Source organism: Pantoea sp. JK (assembly GCF_026130245.1).
Taxonomy (GTDB): Bacteria; Pseudomonadota; Gammaproteobacteria; order Enterobacterales; family Enterobacteriaceae; genus Pantoea; species Pantoea trifolii.
This window is the reverse complement of record NZ_JAINFN010000010.1, coordinates 1-17,933: the sequence shown is the minus strand read 5'-3', so window position 1 is coordinate 17,933 and position 17,933 is coordinate 1. Positions and strand designations below refer to the sequence as shown.

The window sequence follows — 17,933 nt, the reverse complement described above, 5'->3', positions numbered from 1 at the left end:
TTGGCAGCCTATTTTCTACGCAGGTTACTGCTGATCATCCCCACGCTGTGGGCGATCATCACCCTGAACTTCTTTATTGTGCAGATCGCGCCCGGCGGCCCGGTGGATCAGGCGTTAGCCAACGTGCAGTTTGGTCACAGCACTGGCATTCCCGGTTCAGGCAGTGGCGACAGCGGCGCGCGCGGATCGCTGGTGCGCGACAATCCCGGCGACAGCCAGTATCGCGGCGCACGCGGCCTTGATCCGGAAGTGATCGCGGAAATTAAGCATCGTTACGGCTTCGATAAACCGCTGCTGCAGCGTTATGGCGAAATGCTTTGGAACTACATCCGTTTTGACTTTGGCGACAGCCTGTTCCGCAGCGCATCGGTGCTGCAGCTGATCAAAGAGAGTTTGCCGGTCTCCATCAGTTTGGGATTGTGGAGCACCTTGATCATTTATCTGGTGTCGATTCCGTTAGGCATCAAAAAAGCGGTGCGCAACGGCAGCGCCTTCGATATCTGGAGCAGCACCTTTATCATCATTGGCTATTCGATTCCGGCATTTCTGTTCGGCATCATGCTGATTGTGCTGTTCGCCGGCGGCAGCTACTTCGACTGGTTCCCGCTGCGCGGCCTGACGTCACCACAGTTTGATGCGCTGCCGTGGTACAGCAAAATCACCGATTACCTGTGGCACATCACGCTGCCAGTGCTGGCGACGGTGATTGGCGGTTTCGCCACGCTGACCATGCTGACCAAAAACGCCTTCCTCGATGAGATCCGCAAACAATACGTGGTCACCGCGCGTGCCAAAGGGCTGGATGAGAAGCGCGTGCTGTACGGCCACGTGTTCCGCAACGCCATGCTGCTGGTGATCGCCGGTTTTCCTGCCACCTTTATCAGCATGTTTTTCACCAGCTCGGTGTTAATTGAGGTGATGTTCTCGCTCAATGGTTTGGGCCTGCTCGGCTACGACGCTACCATCCAGCGCGACTATCCAGTGATGTTTGGCACGCTTTACATCTTCACGTTGATTGGCCTGCTGATGAACATTCTCAGCGATCTGACCTACACGCTGGTCGATCCGCGCATTGATTTTGAGGGACGCTGATGCGCTTATCTCCTGTTAACCAACAGCGCTGGCAGCGTTTTCGCCATAACCGTCGCGGTTACTGGTCGCTGTGGATTTTCCTGATCATTTTTGTCCTGTCGTTGGGCGCTGAGTTGCTGGCCAACGACAAACCACTGCTGGTGCATTATCAGCAGCGCTGGTACATGCCGCTGCTGTTCAACTACAGCGAAAGTGATTACGGCGGTGATTTCTCTACGCCCGCTGATTATCAGGATCCGTGGCTGAAGCAGCGCATCGATCAGCAAGGTTGGGCGATTTGGGCACCGATTCGCTTTAGCGACAGCACCATTAACTTTGCCACCGATGTGCCCTTCCCTTCTGCACCTTCGGCGCAAAACTGGCTCGGCACCGACGCCAACGGCGGCGATGTGCTGGCACGCTTGCTGTATGGCACGCGCATCTCATTACTGTTCGGCATCATGCTGACGCTGTTCTCCAGCGTGATTGGCATCGTGGTCGGCGCGGTTCAAGGCTACTTTGGTGGCCGAATTGATTTGGTCGGCCAGCGGCTGATTGAAGTGTGGTCCGGCATGCCATCGCTGTTCCTGCTGATTCTGCTCTCCAGCGTGATTCAGCCCGGCTTCTGGTGGCTGCTGCTGGTTACCGTGGTGTTTGGCTGGATGAGTCTGGTGAGCGTGGTACGCGCCGAATTCCTGCGTGCCCGTAACTATGATTACATTCGTGCGGCACGCGCGCTTGGCGTCAGCGACAGCCGTATTATGCTGCGCCACATGCTGCCAAACGCCATGGTCGCCACATTGACGTTTCTGCCGTTTATCCTGTGCGGCTCAATCACCACGTTAACCTCGCTGGACTTCCTTGGTTTTGGTTTGCCGGTCGGATCGCCATCGCTTGGCGAGCTGCTGCTGCAGGGCAAAAACAATTTACAGGCACCGTGGCTGGGATTGGCGGGCTTCTTTGCCCTCGCCCTGCTGCTGTCATTACTGATCTTTATCGGCGAAGCGGTACGCGATGCCTTTGACCCGAGCCGAGGACGCTAAATGAGCCTGTTAACGGTGAATCATCTGGCGGTGGCCTTTCAGGATCGCCGCGTGGTGGACGACATTTCGCTGCAAATAGATGCCGGCGAAACGCTGGCGCTGGTGGGCGAATCCGGTTCCGGTAAAAGCGTGACCGCGCTGTCAATCATGCGCTTATTGCCGCAGCCGCCGGTCAACTATCCGCAAGGTGAAATCCTGTTTAACGGTCAGGATATTTTGCAGGCCAGCGAACGCACCCTGCGCGGGTTACGTGGCAACCAGATGGCGATGATTTTTCAGGAGCCGATGGTATCGCTCAATCCGCTGCATAACGTGGAAAAGCAGCTGTATGAGGTGCTGTCGGTGCATCGCGGGATGCGGCGCGAAGCCGCGCGGGGCGAAATGCTCAGCTGCCTGGATCGCGTCGGCATTCGTAACGCGGCATCGCGTTTGCAGGATTTTCCACACCAGCTTTCCGGCGGTGAGCGACAGCGCGTGATGATCGCCATGGCGCTGCTGACGCAGCCGAAGCTGCTGATCGCCGATGAACCGACCACCGCGCTGGATGTCACGGTGCAGGCACAGATTCTGCAACTGCTGCGCGAGCTGCAGCGTGAACTCAACATGGGCATGCTGTTCATCACCCATAACCTGAATATTGTGCGTCAGCTGGCGCACAGCGTCACAGTGATGAGAAATGGCCGCAGTGTGGAACACAATCGCTGCGATTTGCTGTTTAGCCAGCCGCAGCAGCCCTACACGCGCGAGCTGATCGCCGCCGAGCCGGATGGTCAACCGGTGCCGCTGCAGGATGCTAAACCGCTGTTGCAGGTGAAGAATCTGCAGGTTGGTTTCCCGATCCGGCGTGGATTGCTGCGTCGCACCGTGGCAGAGACGCTGGCGCTCAAGGATCTTAGCTTTACGCTACGGCGCGGCGAAAGCCTGGGATTGGTCGGCGAATCGGGTTCGGGTAAAAGTACTACGGGCCTGGCGCTGCTGCGCTTAATCACCGCGCGCGGTGAGATCTGGTTTGAGGATCAGCCGCTGCATCAGCTATCGCCAAAGCAGTTATTGCCGCTGCGCCAGCGCATTCAGGTGGTATTTCAGGATCCCAATTCCTCACTCAATCCGCGCATGACGGTGCAACAGGTGATTGCGGAAGGCTTAGCGGTACATCGCCCAGAACTGAGCGATGTGGAGCAGGAAGCCAAGGTGATTGCGGTGATGCAGGAAGTGGGACTCGATGCCGACAGCCGTTCGCGCTATCCGGCGGAGTTTTCCGGCGGTCAGCGCCAGCGCATCGCTATCGCTCGCGCGTTGATCCTTGAGCCGCAGCTGATTGTACTGGATGAACCCACCTCGTCACTGGATCGCTCGGTGCAGAAGCAAATTCTGACCTTACTGCGTCGTTTGCAGCAGCAGCATCAGCTCGCCTATCTGTTTATCAGTCATGATTTGCAGGTGGTACGCGCGCTCTGCCATCAGCTGGTTGTGCTGCGTCAGGGCGAAGTGGTGGAACAAGGTGATTGCGAAGCGTTGTTTAACGCACCAGCAGCCGATTACACGCGGCAGCTACTGGCGTCAGCGCAGGGAAAAGATCTGAGTCAGTGACCATCGAAGGTTTCGGCGATAGCGACACCCTGATTTTTCAGGCAGCAGTTGGTGGCGCTTTCGTCATCGCGTTGAATCAGCAGACAAGGTTGCCCTTCACACTGGGCGATTTTGCACTCGACCTGAATCTGCGCCAACGTTTCTTTCAGCTGGTGCAGAATTTCCAGCGCCGGATGGCCATCGTGGCTCAGCAGGCGCAGCACCACTAAATCTTCTGCATGCACGCCATTCGCCGCTTCCTGACGCTCAATTTCTCCTGCATGTTCAAGCGACCAGCGATAATGTTGTGGCAAGCGATGCACAACGGAAAGTTGCAGCATAGATATACGGCCCCCAGAGACGTTAACTTTATTCACGACGACGGCACAACGTGGTGAATCCCAACCTGGTTAGGTCAGAAAACCCACTCAGTCTGCCTTCTCGTTTTCAGCACAAAGCATGTAACCAATTTATAATTTGCGAGGCTTCTCACATTTATTCCTATGTTTACCGTGTTCGGCTGCGGTTAACAATCATTTTAGACGCAATCTCGTTACTTTTTTACATCTAAATTTTCACATGATGGAAACATTAAGCATAACGAATGAATGGGGATTAGCGAGTGAGGGGAGAAATTTAAGAGAGGCCAGGTCGCCATGAATGGCGACCCTACGAAAAGATTCAGGATATGTAGGGCCGCCATTCATGGCGGCCTTGGGGGATATCACGCTGGCTGTTGAGGCCGTGAAGCATAGGTGAACAGCACAATCGAGAGGGTGGCGCACAGCGCAATCGTAGCCACCATCGGCCAGGCGCTGTTAATGCTAACTAATGAGAGCAGCGCGCCGACTAAGGCACCCACACCAAAACGCAGCGTGCCCGCCAGCGAAGAAGCCGTGCCCGCCATGTGCGGGAACTCATCCAGAATCACCGCCATCGCATTCGACGATACCGTTGAGACGCAGCCAATAAACATCGCCACGCCAAACACCAGCGACAGAAAACCTAAATCCAGCGCACTGGAGATCAACAGCCAAACGCCCATCGCGAACTGAATCACCAATCCTAAACGGAACATTTTCACCGGACCAAAGCGGCGCACGGCACGGCTATTAATCAGCGTCATCACGAACAGGAACACCACGTTCAAACCAAAGTAGTAGCCGAAGTTCTGCGGTGAAACGTGGTTCACTTCGATGTAAACAAACGGACCGGCATTGAGGAAGGTGAATAATCCGGCAAAGGAGAAACCGCTTGCCAGCATATAACTGAAGGCACGCTTGTGGCGCACCAGTGCCACGAAGTTACCCAGGGTGGTACGCAGATGAAAACGCTGCCGCTGTTCGGGCTTGAGCGTTTCACGGATTTGCGTCACCACCAGCATCGTGGTGATCAGCGCGGCACCCGCTAGCGTCCAGAAGATGGCGTGCCAGTTCCACAGCAACAGCAACCAGCCACCAATAATCGGTGCCAGCAGCGGTGCGATGGTGGTCACCAGCATCACAAACGACATCATGCGCGAGAAGTCCTCTTTCGAGTAGGTATCGCGCATCAAGGCGTTAATTACGACGCTGGCAGCGGCGGCCGATAAGCCGTGCAGGAAGCGCATAAAGATCAGCTGGTCGATAGTTTGTGACAGCGCACAAGCCGCAGCGGCGCAGGCAAAGATCAGCGTGCCCAGCACAATCACCGGTTTACGTCCGTAGCTGTCCGCCAGTGGGCCATACACTAACTGGCCAATGGCGAAACCGAGGATGTAGAGGTTGAGCGTCATCTGCACGCTGCCCGCCGAAACCGCAAACTCATGGGCGATTTGCGGCATGGCCGGCAGATACATATCAATCGAAAGCGGCATCAACATCGCCAGCAATCCGAGGATGACCACTAAACCAACCGGAGAATTCTTTTCCTTGCGCACCGCGTTCTCCCGCTATTTGCGTTGTTTGAGTTCTTCTGGCAGGCCGATGCTGTCGACCTCTTGCTGCGTCAATTCACGATATTCACCTTCACCGAGATCTTCATCGAGTTCGATGTCACCAATACGTTCGCGATGCAGCGCCGAGACATGGTTACCCATCGCCGCAAACATGCGTTTGACCTGATGATAGCGCCCTTCGCTGATGGTCAAGCGTGCCGCTTTCTCATCAAGAATCTCCAGCACCGCCGGTTTGGTGAGCTCTTTTTCATTGTGCAGCTGTACACCGGCAGCGAACTTCTCAACCAGTTCTGGATCGATCGGCTCTTCGACTTCCACCAGATAGGTTTTTTCCAGGTGATGCTTCGGGGAGGTAATACGGTGTGACCATTGACCATCGTCGGTCAGCAGCACCAAACCGGTGGTGTCGATATCGAGACGTCCCGCCGCATGCAGCTTGAACGCCGCAGGTTCTTCGATAAAGAACAGCACGGTAGGATGATCGGGATCGTCGGTTGAGCAGACGTAACCCTGCGGCTTGTTCAGCATGAAGTAGCGCGGACCTTGCTGCACCACCAGTGGATTGCCGTCGTATTCGACTTCATCGTCTGGCAATACCTTGTAAGCCGCATCGCGCACGACTTCGCCGTTAATGGTGACTTTTTTGGCGCGGATTTCGCGTCCGGCGATAGCACGGCTAACTTCCAGTTGCTGAGATATGAATTTTTCGAGTCGCATGAATTCGCTTTGCCTGTTACTGCGGGGGAAACTGAAACGGTGTTTTTGTCCGTTAAGAAAGTGTGGGCAGTATAGCTTGATCCTTAGACTGCTAACAGTAGTGAACCTGCGTTTAACTGGCTTTCATGCCATAATGCGCGTCCGTTCCAAAAAAAGTTTGCCCCGATGTCATTCACCCTGCGCCCATACCAACAAGAGGCGGTTGACGCCACGCTTAACCACTTTCGCCGCCATACCACGCCTGCGGTGATTGTGCTGCCGACCGGCGCGGGTAAAAGCCTGGTGATTGCTGAACTGGCGCGGTTAGCGCGCGGACGAGTATTGGTGCTGGCCCACGTGAAAGAGCTGGTGGAGCAGAATCACAGTAAATATCAGGCGTATGGCCTGCAAGCCGACATCTTCGCCGCCGGTTTGCAGCGCAAGCAGAGCGAAAGCAAAGTGGTATTTGGCAGCGTGCAGTCGGTGGCGCGCAATCTTGATCGCTTCGACAGCGCCTTTTCGCTAGTGATCGTCGATGAGTGTCATCGCATCAGCGATAACGAAGAGAGCCAGTATCAGCTGCTGTTCACCCACCTGCGGCAGCATAATCCGCAGTTGCGACTGTTGGGTTTGACCGCCACGCCCTTCCGTCTCGGCAAAGGCTGGATTTACCAGTTCCACTATCACGGCATGATGCGCGGTGATGAGAAAGCGCTGTTCCGCGACTGCATTTATGAACTGCCGCTGCGCTATATGATCAAACACGGCTTTCTGGTACCGCCGGAGCGCTTAGATATGCCGGTGGTGCAGTACGATTTTAGCCGTCTAGTCCCGCAGAATAATGGGCTATTTAGCGAAGCCGAGCTCAACCGCGAGCTGAAACAACAACATCGCGTGACGCCGCATATTATCCGGCAGATTGTTGAGTTTGCTGAAGATCGGCGCGGCGTGATGGTGTTCGCCTCCACTGTGGAGCATGCCCGTGAAATCCTCACGCTGCTGCCCGAAAACAGCGCGCTGGTCTCGGCGGAAACGGCGGTGAAAGATCGCGACCGCTTGATTGCTGAATTTAAAGCGCAGCAGCTGAAGTTCCTCGTCAACGTTGCAGTTCTGACCACCGGCTTTGACGCGCCCCACGTTGATTTGATCGCCATTCTGCGCCCCACCGAATCCGTCAGCCTCTATCAACAGATTGTCGGTCGCGGTTTACGCCTGTCGCCCGGCAAAACCGATTGTCTGGTGCTGGATTACGCTGGAAATCCACACGATCTTTTTACCCCTGAAGTCGGCGCACCGAAAGGCGCCAGCGATAATCAGCCGGTGCAGGTGTTCTGTCCCGCCTGCGGTTTCGCCAATACCTTCTGGGGAAAAACCACTGAAGATGGTCACATCATTGAGCATTTTGGTCGCCGCTGTCAGGGCGTGCTGGAAGATGATGAAGGCGAGCGCGAGCAGTGTGATTACCGCTTCCGCTTTAAAAGCTGCCCGGATTGCGGCGCCGAGAATGACATCGCCGCGCGGCGCTGCAATCAATGCGACAAAATTCTGGTCGACCCGGATGACATGCTGAAAGCCGCGCTGAAACTGAAAGATGCGCGCGTGTTGCGCTGTGCTGGCATGGTGCTGGAGCAAGGACGCGATGACAAAGGTGAATGGCTGAAAGCCACCTATTTCGATGAGGATGGCACCAGCGTCAGCGAGCGTTTTCGCCTGCAAACGCCAGCGCAACGTAAAGCCTTTGAGCAGCTGTTTATGCGTCCGCATCAGCGCGCACCGGGCGTGGAACTCGGCTGGCAAACCGCAGCAGATGTCATCGCCTTACAGCCTTTATTACGCCATCCGGACTTCGTGGTGGCGCGCGCCAAAGGCCATTTCTGGCAGATCCGCGAAAAAATGTTCGATTATCAGGGCCGTTACCGCCGCGCCAATGAGCTGCGATAAGCGGCGGAATCATTTGCCCCTGCGGCACCATTGAGGCTATAATGCCGCCCGCTTTTGCATCCGTAAAAGCAGTTTGAATAACCGTCCTGTTGCTGGGTCGCCTGTAGCAGGAACTATTGAAGAGACATCAAATGTTCACTATTAACGCTGAAGTACGTAAAGACCAGGGTAAGGGTGCGAGCCGCCGCCTGCGTGTAGCAAACAAATTCCCAGCCATCATCTATGGCGGAAATGAAGCACCAGTTGCTATCGAACTGGACCACGACGCTGTAATGAACGTGCAGGTTAAACCTGAGTTCTACAGCGAAGTGCTGACCATCGCGGTTGATGGTAAAGAAGTTAAAGTTAAAGCTCAGGCGGTACAGCGTCATCCGTTCAAGCCAAAACTGTTCCATATCGACTTCATTCGCGCTTAATCGCGAAATGAGTTGTAAGTAGAAGGGCCGGTTGCGAAACCGGCCCTTTTATTTTGTCTTAACATTCTTCCAAAATCCTCTCTCACTGTACCCATAACCATTGTATCCACATTATTTTCAGTTGTTTTCAAGACATTTCTTTGCGAGAAAAAGATGAATTCTGATGGAATATTCCGGCATTACCACATGCACAGGAATTAATTCAAAAGGAATTCATATGCAAAAAAGAAAATTGCTATGGTGCGGCACACTCTTTGTTTGTCTCTCTTCATCGGCAAGCATAATGCGACATGACACCAACATTCAGGATTATCGTGATTTTGCTGAAAACATGGGAAAGTTTCGTCCTGGAGTCAGCAACATTCCCATCTTTAAGAAGAATGGTGAACTGGATGGTTTGCTTAATTTCTCTATGCCAGATCTGAGCAGTGTTTCACGACGAGGGTACACGACATTAACTGCTCCGTCATATGTGATGGGTGCGGCACATGTTAAGGGAAAATCTGGTTCTCATTTCGGCGGTCCTTCAGAGTTTTCAACTCACTATCTCTTTATTAATCGCAACGATCATGGTATTGCGGATTTTTATCTGCCTCGATTAAATAAGGTAGTAACTGAAACTGCACCTGCTGAACGTGTTGAAATGAGTGAATTATTGCGTGGTCATGGCACTCGTTACATCGCTTATGTTCGTGTTGGCGCTGGGGAAATGCTTGTCGTTACGGATGATCAAAGCAAAACATCTTGGGTTGCTGACTCTGGTAGTTGGTTGGCTGGCGGTCCTATCAATCCCAATATTATTACTTTTGCAAAAGGCGATATGTATTGGGTCCACCATTCACCCGACCATCCACTCTCTTCACCACTCGCAAACGCTTCAGTACAAGGAGACAGTGGAAGCCCCATTTACGTCTACGATAATATCGATAAAAAATGGAAGCTCGCGGCGGAACTTTTTGGTCACTATGGTGGAACAACGGGATACGGTAGAAAGAGTATAGGAACACTCATACCCGATAACTATTTTGACTCGGTTATTACAGCTAATATATCGCCTGATGTATTAGACGTTGCCAATGCAGGAGCAATTTACTGGAACGATACGAATATTGAGCAGCTTAATCAAAACTGGAGCTGGCAGGGACTGGATAAAAAATATCGTCACATTGCACCTGCTTCTGCCCTTGAAACTGAACTCGACGCCACCAAAGATATACGTTTCAATGGAGCAGGTGGCGACATTATCCTCACCAATGCTGTCAACCTCGGAGCGGGTAAACTGCAGTTCTCTAGTAATTACACGCTCAAGTCTGCCGATGGTGTTGATGCCACTTGGGTGGGCGGCGGCGTTGAAGTCGATGAAGATAAAACCGTTCTGTGGCAGGTTAATGGCCTAAAAGATGACGACCTGCATAAAATTGGCGGCGGCATACTGCATATTAGTGCTAAAGGAGTCAATGAAGGAGGTTTGAACATCGGTGATGGCACCGTCATTTTGGATCAACAAAAAGATACGCAGGGAAATCGGCAAGCATTTTCGCGTATATATATTACCAGCGGTCGCCCAACTGTAATAATGAATAGTGCTGAGCAAGTTGATGCGAATAATATCTTCTTTGGATATCGAGGGGGTAAGCTAGATTTAAATGGTAATAGTCTGACCATGAGGCAGATTAATCATACAGACAGCGGCGCTTCAATCATTAACCCACACTTGAACAACAACTCAGTATTAACACTAACCGGATTCGATCCTAAAGATATTACTCTTCAGGAGTGGCAGGGACTTGCAGCTGCAGGTAATGTAGGCGACATTTATGAAGGTTATAATGACAAATCAAAGCGCCTGGAATATTTTCAGTTAAAGATGCCCAGATATAGCTGGTTACCGACCGATCAGAAAGACAACTACTATTGGAAGTACATTGGATTTGATTCTCACGAGGCGCAGGAATATCGCGCTAAAGAACTGAACCACTTGGTGTATAGGGGGTTTCTGGGAGCAGACGAAAAATCCGCTGTTAATGGGAAACTGGACTTTACCTTTTCACCCACTCTAGCCAGTGCCAACCTGGCATTAGTCGGCGGGGCGAATCTCAATGGTAATATTAACGTCAACAATGGCACACTATTACTTTCCGGCCAGCCCGTTCCTCATGCCGGTGGCCTGATTATTGACGATGACTGGTATGCCTCTTCTTTCTCAGCCAATAACGTAGTGGTCGCCAGTGGCGCTCGCTTCCAGGTGGGTGAATACGCGCAGGTTAAAACCGATATTCAGGCCGGTGATAACAGCCAGCTTATCCTTGGCTACAATTCTGATGCGCAGGATGAGGATCAGATCTTACGCTGCACCTCGCCGGTTCAGAGCAGCAAAGGCAGCTGTAAAGTTGCACAGCGAAACGCTGAAGAATTGCGCTTTCTTCCCGCCAGTACAGTCGAAGGCAATATCACGCTGGGTGATAACGCTGCGCTCCACCTTGGCAAGGTCAATTATCACGGCCACATCAACGACAGTCACGCAGCGCGAATGACCCTGAGCAGTGAGACGTTCTGGAACATGAACGGTAACAGCCGCGTGCATCGGCTGGATGCAGGTAAAGGCGGTATCATTTCCCTGCTTTCTGCAGATGAAATGGCCTGGACGCCGAAGCTGCTCTCTGTTGAACATCTGACGGCAAATAACCTGCAGCTTGGTTTCGGTATCGCGCCACAATCCGCCATCAGCGACAGCTTATACATTGGTTCCAGCGCGCAGGGCGGCAGCAACACCCTCGATCTCGGTTTTATGCTGGGCGAAACCTTCCCCAACCGCATCGCAAAAGAGATCGTGCTGGTCAACGCACCCGCCGGTACCGCGCATGATTATTTCACGCTACCTCCGGTCAAACGCGGGTTCTCGCTGTATACCGCCGATCATCAGGTTGTGGAAGAGAATGGTCGCGTGAAATGGATCATTGTCAAAACGCCCGATCCGGTGCTGCCCCCCGATCCGGTAACCGATCCCGATCCGGTAACTAACCCCGAGCCAGAACCCGAAATTAAGCCTGAACCCGAAGTGAAGCCTGAGCCTGAAGTAAAACCTGAGCCTGAGATCACGCCAAAACCGGGTACTGCTGAAGACTGGTTTGACGTCATTGATAATCAGCCGCTGGTGCAGAGTACTCGCGCCCTGCTCGCTTCGCGTCATTACCTGTTCAGTGAAATCAGCAACATGCTAACCGATCGCGCTCAGCTGCTGCGCGGTAGCCATGAAGACAGCGGTGCATGGGCCAGCCTTAGCCAGAATCGCGGCAGTATGGATAGCGTAACGTTAAAGGACAGTAAGCTGCAGATAGGCGCCGATACGCAAGCGGATGCCTGGCTGTACGGCGTCACCGCCAGTTACAGCCAGGGAAATGCCAGGGATGAAGCCAGCGTCAGCCATAAGCTGAGTACTCTGGGTCTGTATGCAAGCGGCATGAGCGAAGATGGATGGTTTATGGATCTTGCTGCCAGCTACCTGCACCTGCGTCAGGACATCAACCTTGACCCGGTATTGGGAGTGGAAAGCACCTCAAAAACCAGCCATATGCTGGGCGGCAGTGCAAAACTGGGTAAATCCTTCCCTCTGCTGGACACATCGTTCACGCTGTCGCCTTATGTGAAGGCCAGCGCCGGCTATTTACCGGGTTACAAGCTTGAAAGCCGAGATGCCAGCATTGCCCTGAGTTCAGCCATGCCGTGGGGACTCGCGCCGGGTATTGAAGTCAGCAAGCAGGGGCTGGGTGCGCTGCTACCAAGGGTGCGATTCAGCGCAACCGTTGAAAAACAGTTTTCACCGGGCAGTTCTGCCTCTTCACTGACTCTTGAGGATCGCCACAGCCGACGCGTGTATGGTGCGCTGGATGACGATCGTTACCGGGTTCATCTGGGTCTGGAAGGGAAAATCAGCGACAACTGGTCAGCAAATATTGGTGCAAAACACAGCTTTGGTGGCAAGTTCCGCACCGATTCACTCATCAGCAGTGGGATAAACTATTCATTCTGATAAAAAAGCCGGGCACTTTGGTGACCCGGCTTTTTTTATTTACCGCTGGTACGACGTTGCAACTGATCGCGCAGATTTGGTGGCGTACCTTTGATAGTAAGCGTGTCAGTGGTGGGATCCCAGAAGATGCGCTCGCCAAGCAGCATGGCATCGAAGTTCAGGGTTAAGCCACCGCCGCTACCTGCGAACTTGGTCAACTGGCGCAAGGTGCTGCGATCCGCTGGGAAGGTCTCTTCCAATTCGTAACCCTGCTCCTGAGTAAACGCCTGGAAGGTTTTTTCGCCTAATGGCGGTAATTCGCTGGAGAGATCGTGCAGCGCAATCTCTTCGCCGGCCTGCAGCTGATCGTTGCAGTACGTGTAAACCTGCTGACGATAGTTCTGGCGCTCGTTTTTATCGAGATCTGATTCGGCACAATAATCATCAACCGCTTGCAGCAAGCCACGGTTTTGCGCTTTGGTGTCTAAACCAACGCTGGCACCGAGAAAATCCATAAAGAAATCCGCCACTTTACGGCCGACGCGACCGCGCAGGAAGGTCAAATAGCGGGTCGATTCCGGGTTGGTTTCCCACTCGGTGAGATCAATACGTGCCACAATATCTGCATGATTGATATCCAGATAATGGGTGCTGCTGATATCCAGCTGTTCATTAACGCGCATGCTCGACTGGCTGTTCAGTACCGCAATCAGCAAATACTCGACCGCCAGATAGCGATAATGCAAAAACAGCACCACGCCGCCTTCCGCAAACGGATATTTACCCAGCTCATCGCGCAGACGTCCGGTTGCCGCACGGCTAAATGCCAGAAAGTCATCTTCCCCTTTGCGGCAGTTACGCAACGCATCGGCCAGTTCACTGTCCTCGTTAAACAGGCCGTAGGCTTTGCTTTTGGCGCTGTAAACCCGATGCAGCTCTTCTGCCATCTCTTCAACCGCGCGGGTCGCAGGCAGCAAAGTGTCGCGCAGTACCAGTTCCAGCTGGTTTTCATCACGTTTGACTAACTGATGCAGGGCAATCTGGTCGATATCCAGACTCATGGTAGACTCTCCTTTTAGCTCAGGCGCGTATTCAAACACCGCCTGCAGCCGCTTTCAACTGCCAGCACAAACTGATCGCTCTGCTTGCGATAAAATTGCGGAAAAAAGTGCGTTGTTACGGTAATATACCGCCTTTTCACCCTTGATTAGACGACGATATGCCACAATCATCCCGTTACAGTGACGAACGCGTGGAAAAGCTCCTCGCAGAGATGGCGCAGATTCTTGAAAAAGACAAAGCGCCAACCGACCTTTCCCTAATGGTATTGGGTAACATGGTAACTAACTTGATCAATACCAGCGTTTCACCGGCTCAACGCCGCACTCTGGCACGATCTTTCGCGGATGCGTTGCAGTCATCCGTACGCGACGATAACGCTCATTAATATGCAGATTTGACCTCATAATATGGTAACCAACCGGCAGCGCTACCGCGAAAAAGTCTCCCAGATGATCAGCTGGGGGCATTGGTTTGCCCTGTTTAATATTATCTTCGCGTTTATATTAGGCAGCCGCTACCTGTTGGTCGCCGACTGGCCCGCGTCGCTCGCGGGACGTATCTATGCCTTTACCAGCTGGATCGGTCATTTCAGTTTCATTGTCTTCGCGGGCTATCTGCTGATCATTTTCCCGCTCACCTTTGTGGTGATGTCACAGCGATTGCTCAGGGTGCTGTCGGCGATTATCGCCACCGCCGGGCTGACGCTGATCATGGTCGACAGTGCGGTATTTAGCCGCTTCCACTTGCATCTTAATCCGGTGGTGTGGGAGCTGGTGATTAACCCCGATCAAAGCGAGATGGCGCGCGACTGGCAACTGATGTTTATCAGCGTGCCGCTGATTTTCCTCGTCGAGATGCTGTTCGCGACCTGGAGCTGGCAAAAGCTGCGCAGCCTTAATCGGCGTTCGTTCGGTAAGCCGCTGGCGGCCCTGTTTATCAGCGCCTTCTTCGCCAGCCATCTGCTGTATATCTGGGCGGATGCTAACTTCTATCGCCCGATTACCATGCAGCGCGCCAATCTGCCGCTCTCCTATCCCATGACCGCGCGTCGCTTCCTTGAGCGTCACGGTTTGCTGGATGCGCAAGAGTATCAGCGCCGTCTGGTGCAGCAAGGCGATCCTGAAGCGTTGTCAGTGCAGTATCCGCTGAGTGACATAACCTTCCGTGATGGCGGTACGCGCCACAATCTGCTGGTGCTGACGGTTGATGGCCTGAATAACGCCACCGTCGATAAAGCGCTGCCGTCGCTTCATCAATTCGCCAGCGAAAACGTGCGCTTCACCCAGCATTACAGCGCGGGAGTGCAGCCGGAAAAAGGGCTGTTTGGCCTGTTCTACGGCATCTCTTCCAGCTATATGGATGGCGTATTAGCGTCACGCACGCCTTCCGTTCTGCTCAATGCGCTGAATGCGCAAGGTTATCAGTTTGGCTTGTTCTCATCAGACGGCTTCAGCCAACCGCTGTATCGCCAGGCTTTATTAGCGGACTATTCGCTGCCTCAGGCCGATAACCAGCCGAATAGCACCACGGTGACGCAGTGGCAAAACTGGCTCAACGGCCAGAGATCTAACAGCGCGCCGTGGTTCTCGTGGATTGCCCTGAACGGTGTCACGGTCAATGGCGACAACCTGAAGGCGCGCCAGCGCAGCTATACGCGTCAGGCAAGCGGTGTCGATGAGCAGATTAATGCGGTGCTGCAAACCTTGCAGGATCGCGATTTGCTGAAAAATACCGTGGTGGTGATTACGGCGCAGCGTGCGGTCAATCTGGATAGCAACGATGACAATCCAGGTAATCGCGCGACCCTGCAGGTGCCGCTGGTGGTGCATTGGCCGAATACGCCCGCGCAAACCATCGATCGCCTGACCGATCAGCAGGACGTGATGACCACGCTAATGCAGCGTCTGCTGCACGTGCGCACCAACCCCGCCAACTTCTCGCAGGGTGAAGACCTGTTTGCCGCGCAACGCAGCCACGATTGGGTGGCGAGCAGCGAAGATGGCAAGCTGGTAGTGACCACGCCAACCGTGACGCTGGTGCTGAATAACAATGGCAGCTACAGCGCTTACGATGCGCAGGGTCATAAGCTAAAAGATCATAAACCGCAGCTGGCGTTGCTGCTGCAGGTATTGACGGAAGAGAAGCGATTCGTCGCAAACTGATTAATTATGAGGCAGTTAAATGCTGCTCATATTGCAATCGTGCGCGGAAACAGTAATATTCTTCCACGTTCGGCACGTAGCGCAGCCTGGTAGCGCACGGTCATGGGGTGTCCGGGGTCGGAGGTTCAAATCCTCTCGTGCCGACCAAATTCTCCCAACGTTTTGTCTGGTGAAGTCCAGAGAGAACCATAAAAAACAGTTTAAACAGTAGGTTGTTGAAACCTGCTGTTTTTCTGTTGTCTAGTGAAATCCTGATTGATACAGTGGAATCCACCTGATTTAGGCATACTCATGGGCATACGTTTCTAAGACTGCCTTTTGATATGCCTAAGCCTTCCGAGGAACAGAATGGAGACTGCTTATGGCAAGACAGACCAAGCCCTTAAACAATACCGAAGTGAAGAACGCCAAAGCTGCTGAACGAGCATTGGTTCTTTATGACGGGGATGGTCTGGAACTGCAGGTAACTCCCGGAGGCTCAAAACTCTGGCGGTTTCGTTATTACAAACCCTTCACTCGTAAACGGGCCATGATCAGCTTTGGTTCATACCCTTCCGTTTCGCTTTCCGAAGCTCGCCAAAATCGTGAATCAGCCCGCGCTCTTCTCAGCAAAGACGTTGACCCTCAAGAGCATAAAAAGGCAGAGCAACTTCGTCAGAAGAGTGTGAGTGAAAGTACGTTTGAAAAAGTTGCAGCTGAGTGGTTTAAGACCAAAGAGGCAGCAGGATTAACAACTCACACTCTTAACGATATCTGGCGTTCAATGAGTAAATATGTGTTCCCACATATTGGCTCTATGCCTATTTCCAACATTACAGCCCAACAGTTCATCGGATCCCTTAGCCCAACTCATGCTGCAGGCAGACTCGAAACTGTTAAAAGGTTGAGTCAGCGTATTAATGAGGTTATGGATTACGCTTTGAATTCTGGCTTAGTCACTTCAAACCCAGCGACAAAAATCGGTAAGACGTTCCATAAGCCAAAAGTAAAACATCGCCCCGCCCTCTTACCTGAACTGTAGTGGTCAACTAAAACTGGCCACCGCTTTAGAGTTTTTCCAGTATCGGTATTCCGATTCGTTCGGTGGTAATCCACCGTTATATTCATGCGGCCTGAGTGAGCTGTAATACCCGACGATATAGTCTGTGATCGCACGAGCTGCTTCGCTGAAGTTAATATAACCAGTCACCGGCACCCACTCGTTTTTTAGGCTTCTGAAAAACCGTTCCATTGGGCTATTATCCCAGCAGTTTCCACGACGGCTCATACTCTGTTTTATCCGGCATTTCCACAGCAACTGGCGGAACTCCGTGCTTGTATAATGACTGCCTTGATCACTATGGAACATCACACCAGATGGCCTTCCTCGCGTTTCCCATGCCATTTCCAGCGCTTTCATGGTCAGTTTGCTGTCGGGCGAGAATGACATTGCCCAGCCGATTGGTTTTCGGGAAAACAAGTCGAGGACAACGGCAAGATAAGCCCAGCGTTTGCCGCTCCAGATATAAGTGACATCGCCACACCAGATTTTGTTGGGTTCCGCTACAGCAAACTGGCGATCAAGCGCGTTTGGGATGGCAACATGTTCCTGGCCTCCTCGCTTATATCTGTGCTTTGGTTGCTGGCAACTGACTAAGCCTGCTTCCTTCATCAGCCGCCGGACAAGCCAGCGTCCCATCCTGCGACCACTGAGCGTTGCCATTGCCGCAATGCTTCTGGTGCCCGCCGAGCCGTGGCTGGCACTGTGTAGCTCCCGGACCAGACTGCGCAGCTGTACCCGCTCAGCATCGGGTTCAGCAGGACGACATCGCCAGTATTTAAAACTGCTTCGGTGGACTCCAAACACATGGCATAGCAGCGCCACAGGATAACGCGCCCTGAGTTCGCTGATTAGCGAGAATTGTTTGGAGTGACCCCATTCCCGTAGACATTCGCTGTCCTCACGACGAGGCCTTTTCGAAGGCCTCTGGACTGACGCCTCCCAAGTGGCTGTGGCGTCGGGTCCGGTTGTAGAACACTTCGATATAA

At 53.1% G+C, this 17,933-nt stretch carries 14 protein-coding genes, 1 tRNA gene and 1 pseudogene; 10 read left to right on the top strand and 6 right to left on the bottom strand.

Annotated features, from left to right (window positions below):
• Genes PanJK_RS19510 through yejF form a run of 3 tightly spaced genes read left to right on the top strand, consistent with a single transcriptional unit; the run spans window position 1 to window position 3,704 of the window.
• Window positions 1-1,092 (top strand): microcin C ABC transporter permease YejB, encoded by a 1,092-nt coding sequence (locus PanJK_RS19510; protein ID WP_265302232.1) that lies wholly within the window; start codon window positions 1-3, stop codon window positions 1,090-1,092.
• The gene (locus PanJK_RS19505) at window positions 1,092-2,114 is read left to right on the top strand and encodes an ABC transporter permease (protein WP_265302230.1); all 1,023 of its coding nucleotides are present in this window, start codon (window positions 1,092-1,094) and stop codon (window positions 2,112-2,114) included. Before PanJK_RS19510 ends, PanJK_RS19505 begins: the two co-directional genes overlap by 1 nt.
• Window positions 2,115-3,704 carry a microcin C ABC transporter ATP-binding protein YejF gene (yejF, locus tag PanJK_RS19500; protein WP_265302227.1) on the top strand — a complete coding sequence of 530 codons (1,590 nt, stop codon included), beginning with the start codon at window positions 2,115-2,117 and terminating at the stop codon, window positions 3,702-3,704.
• Here yejF and PanJK_RS19495 read toward each other — a convergent pair.
• The 3 genes from PanJK_RS19495 to rsuA all read right to left on the bottom strand — a co-directional run bounded on the left by PanJK_RS19495 (window position 3,698) and on the right by rsuA (window position 6,336).
• The gene (locus PanJK_RS19495) at window positions 3,698-4,024 is read right to left on the bottom strand and encodes a hypothetical protein (protein ID WP_008105027.1); all 327 of its coding nucleotides are present in this window, start codon (window positions 4,022-4,024) and stop codon (window positions 3,698-3,700) included. The genes yejF and PanJK_RS19495 overlap by 7 nt on opposite strands.
• A 383-nt stretch (window positions 4,025-4,407) precedes the next feature.
• The gene (locus tag PanJK_RS19490; protein ID WP_256696931.1) at window positions 4,408-5,601 is read right to left on the bottom strand and encodes a Bcr/CflA family multidrug efflux MFS transporter; all 1,194 of its coding nucleotides are present in this window, start codon (window positions 5,599-5,601) and stop codon (window positions 4,408-4,410) included.
• Between the two features lie 12 nt (window positions 5,602-5,613).
• Window positions 5,614-6,336 carry a 16S rRNA pseudouridine(516) synthase RsuA gene (rsuA, locus tag PanJK_RS19485; RefSeq protein WP_061717809.1) on the bottom strand — a complete coding sequence of 241 codons (723 nt, stop codon included), beginning with the start codon at window positions 6,334-6,336 and terminating at the stop codon, window positions 5,614-5,616.
• A gap of 165 nt (window positions 6,337-6,501) precedes the next feature.
• Here rsuA and PanJK_RS19480 point away from each other — a divergent pair, with 165 nt between their 5' ends.
• From PanJK_RS19480 to PanJK_RS19470, 3 genes are all read left to right on the top strand, one after another.
• Window positions 6,502-8,256: a DEAD/DEAH box helicase gene (locus PanJK_RS19480; protein WP_265302222.1), complete on the top strand. Its 1,755-nt coding sequence runs from the start codon at window positions 6,502-6,504 to the stop codon at window positions 8,254-8,256.
• A gap of 131 nt (window positions 8,257-8,387) precedes the next feature.
• Complete coding sequence (rplY, locus tag PanJK_RS19475) at window positions 8,388-8,672, top strand: 50S ribosomal protein L25 (protein ID WP_256696934.1); 285 nt, start codon at window positions 8,388-8,390, stop codon at window positions 8,670-8,672.
• A 217-nt stretch (window positions 8,673-8,889) separates the two neighbouring features.
• Window positions 8,890-12,702, top strand: coding sequence for a S6 family peptidase (locus PanJK_RS19470; protein ID WP_265302219.1), 3,813 nt, complete (start codon window positions 8,890-8,892; stop codon window positions 12,700-12,702).
• A 35-nt stretch (window positions 12,703-12,737) separates the two neighbouring features.
• On the opposite strand, the gene yejK is transcribed toward PanJK_RS19470, so the two are convergent.
• Complete coding sequence (gene yejK / locus PanJK_RS19465; RefSeq protein WP_256696936.1) at window positions 12,738-13,742, bottom strand: nucleoid-associated protein YejK; 1,005 nt, start codon at window positions 13,740-13,742, stop codon at window positions 12,738-12,740.
• 158 nt (window positions 13,743-13,900) lie between these two features.
• Here yejK and PanJK_RS19460 point away from each other — a divergent pair, with 158 nt between their 5' ends.
• The 4 genes from PanJK_RS19460 to PanJK_RS19445 all read left to right on the top strand — a co-directional run bounded on the left by PanJK_RS19460 (window position 13,901) and on the right by PanJK_RS19445 (window position 16,926).
• Window positions 13,901-14,128: a YejL family protein gene (locus PanJK_RS19460; protein ID WP_036648480.1), complete on the top strand. Its 228-nt coding sequence runs from the start codon at window positions 13,901-13,903 to the stop codon at window positions 14,126-14,128.
• Window positions 14,129-14,150: 22 nt separating this feature from the next.
• The gene (gene yejM / locus PanJK_RS19455; protein ID WP_256696937.1) at window positions 14,151-15,905 is read left to right on the top strand and encodes an LPS biosynthesis-modulating metalloenzyme YejM; all 1,755 of its coding nucleotides are present in this window, start codon (window positions 14,151-14,153) and stop codon (window positions 15,903-15,905) included.
• 70 nt (window positions 15,906-15,975) lie between these two features.
• A tRNA-Pro gene (locus tag PanJK_RS19450) sits at window positions 15,976-16,052 on the top strand.
• 214 nt (window positions 16,053-16,266) lie between these two features.
• Window positions 16,267-16,926, top strand: a complete 660-nt coding sequence (locus PanJK_RS19445) for a phage integrase central domain-containing protein (protein WP_256696938.1) — start codon at window positions 16,267-16,269, stop codon at window positions 16,924-16,926.
• A 3-nt stretch (window positions 16,927-16,929) separates the two neighbouring features.
• On the opposite strand, the pseudogene PanJK_RS19440 reads toward PanJK_RS19445, so the two are convergent.
• Both PanJK_RS19440 and PanJK_RS24025 read right to left on the bottom strand, forming a co-directional pair.
• Window positions 16,930-17,811 (bottom strand): annotated as a pseudogene (locus PanJK_RS19440) (IS3 family transposase); the annotation flags it as partial.
• Between the two features lie 34 nt (window positions 17,812-17,845).
• Window positions 17,846-17,933, bottom strand: an 88-nt coding sequence (locus tag PanJK_RS24025) for an IS3 family transposase (protein ID WP_414858957.1), incomplete at its 5' end; no start/stop codon positions are given.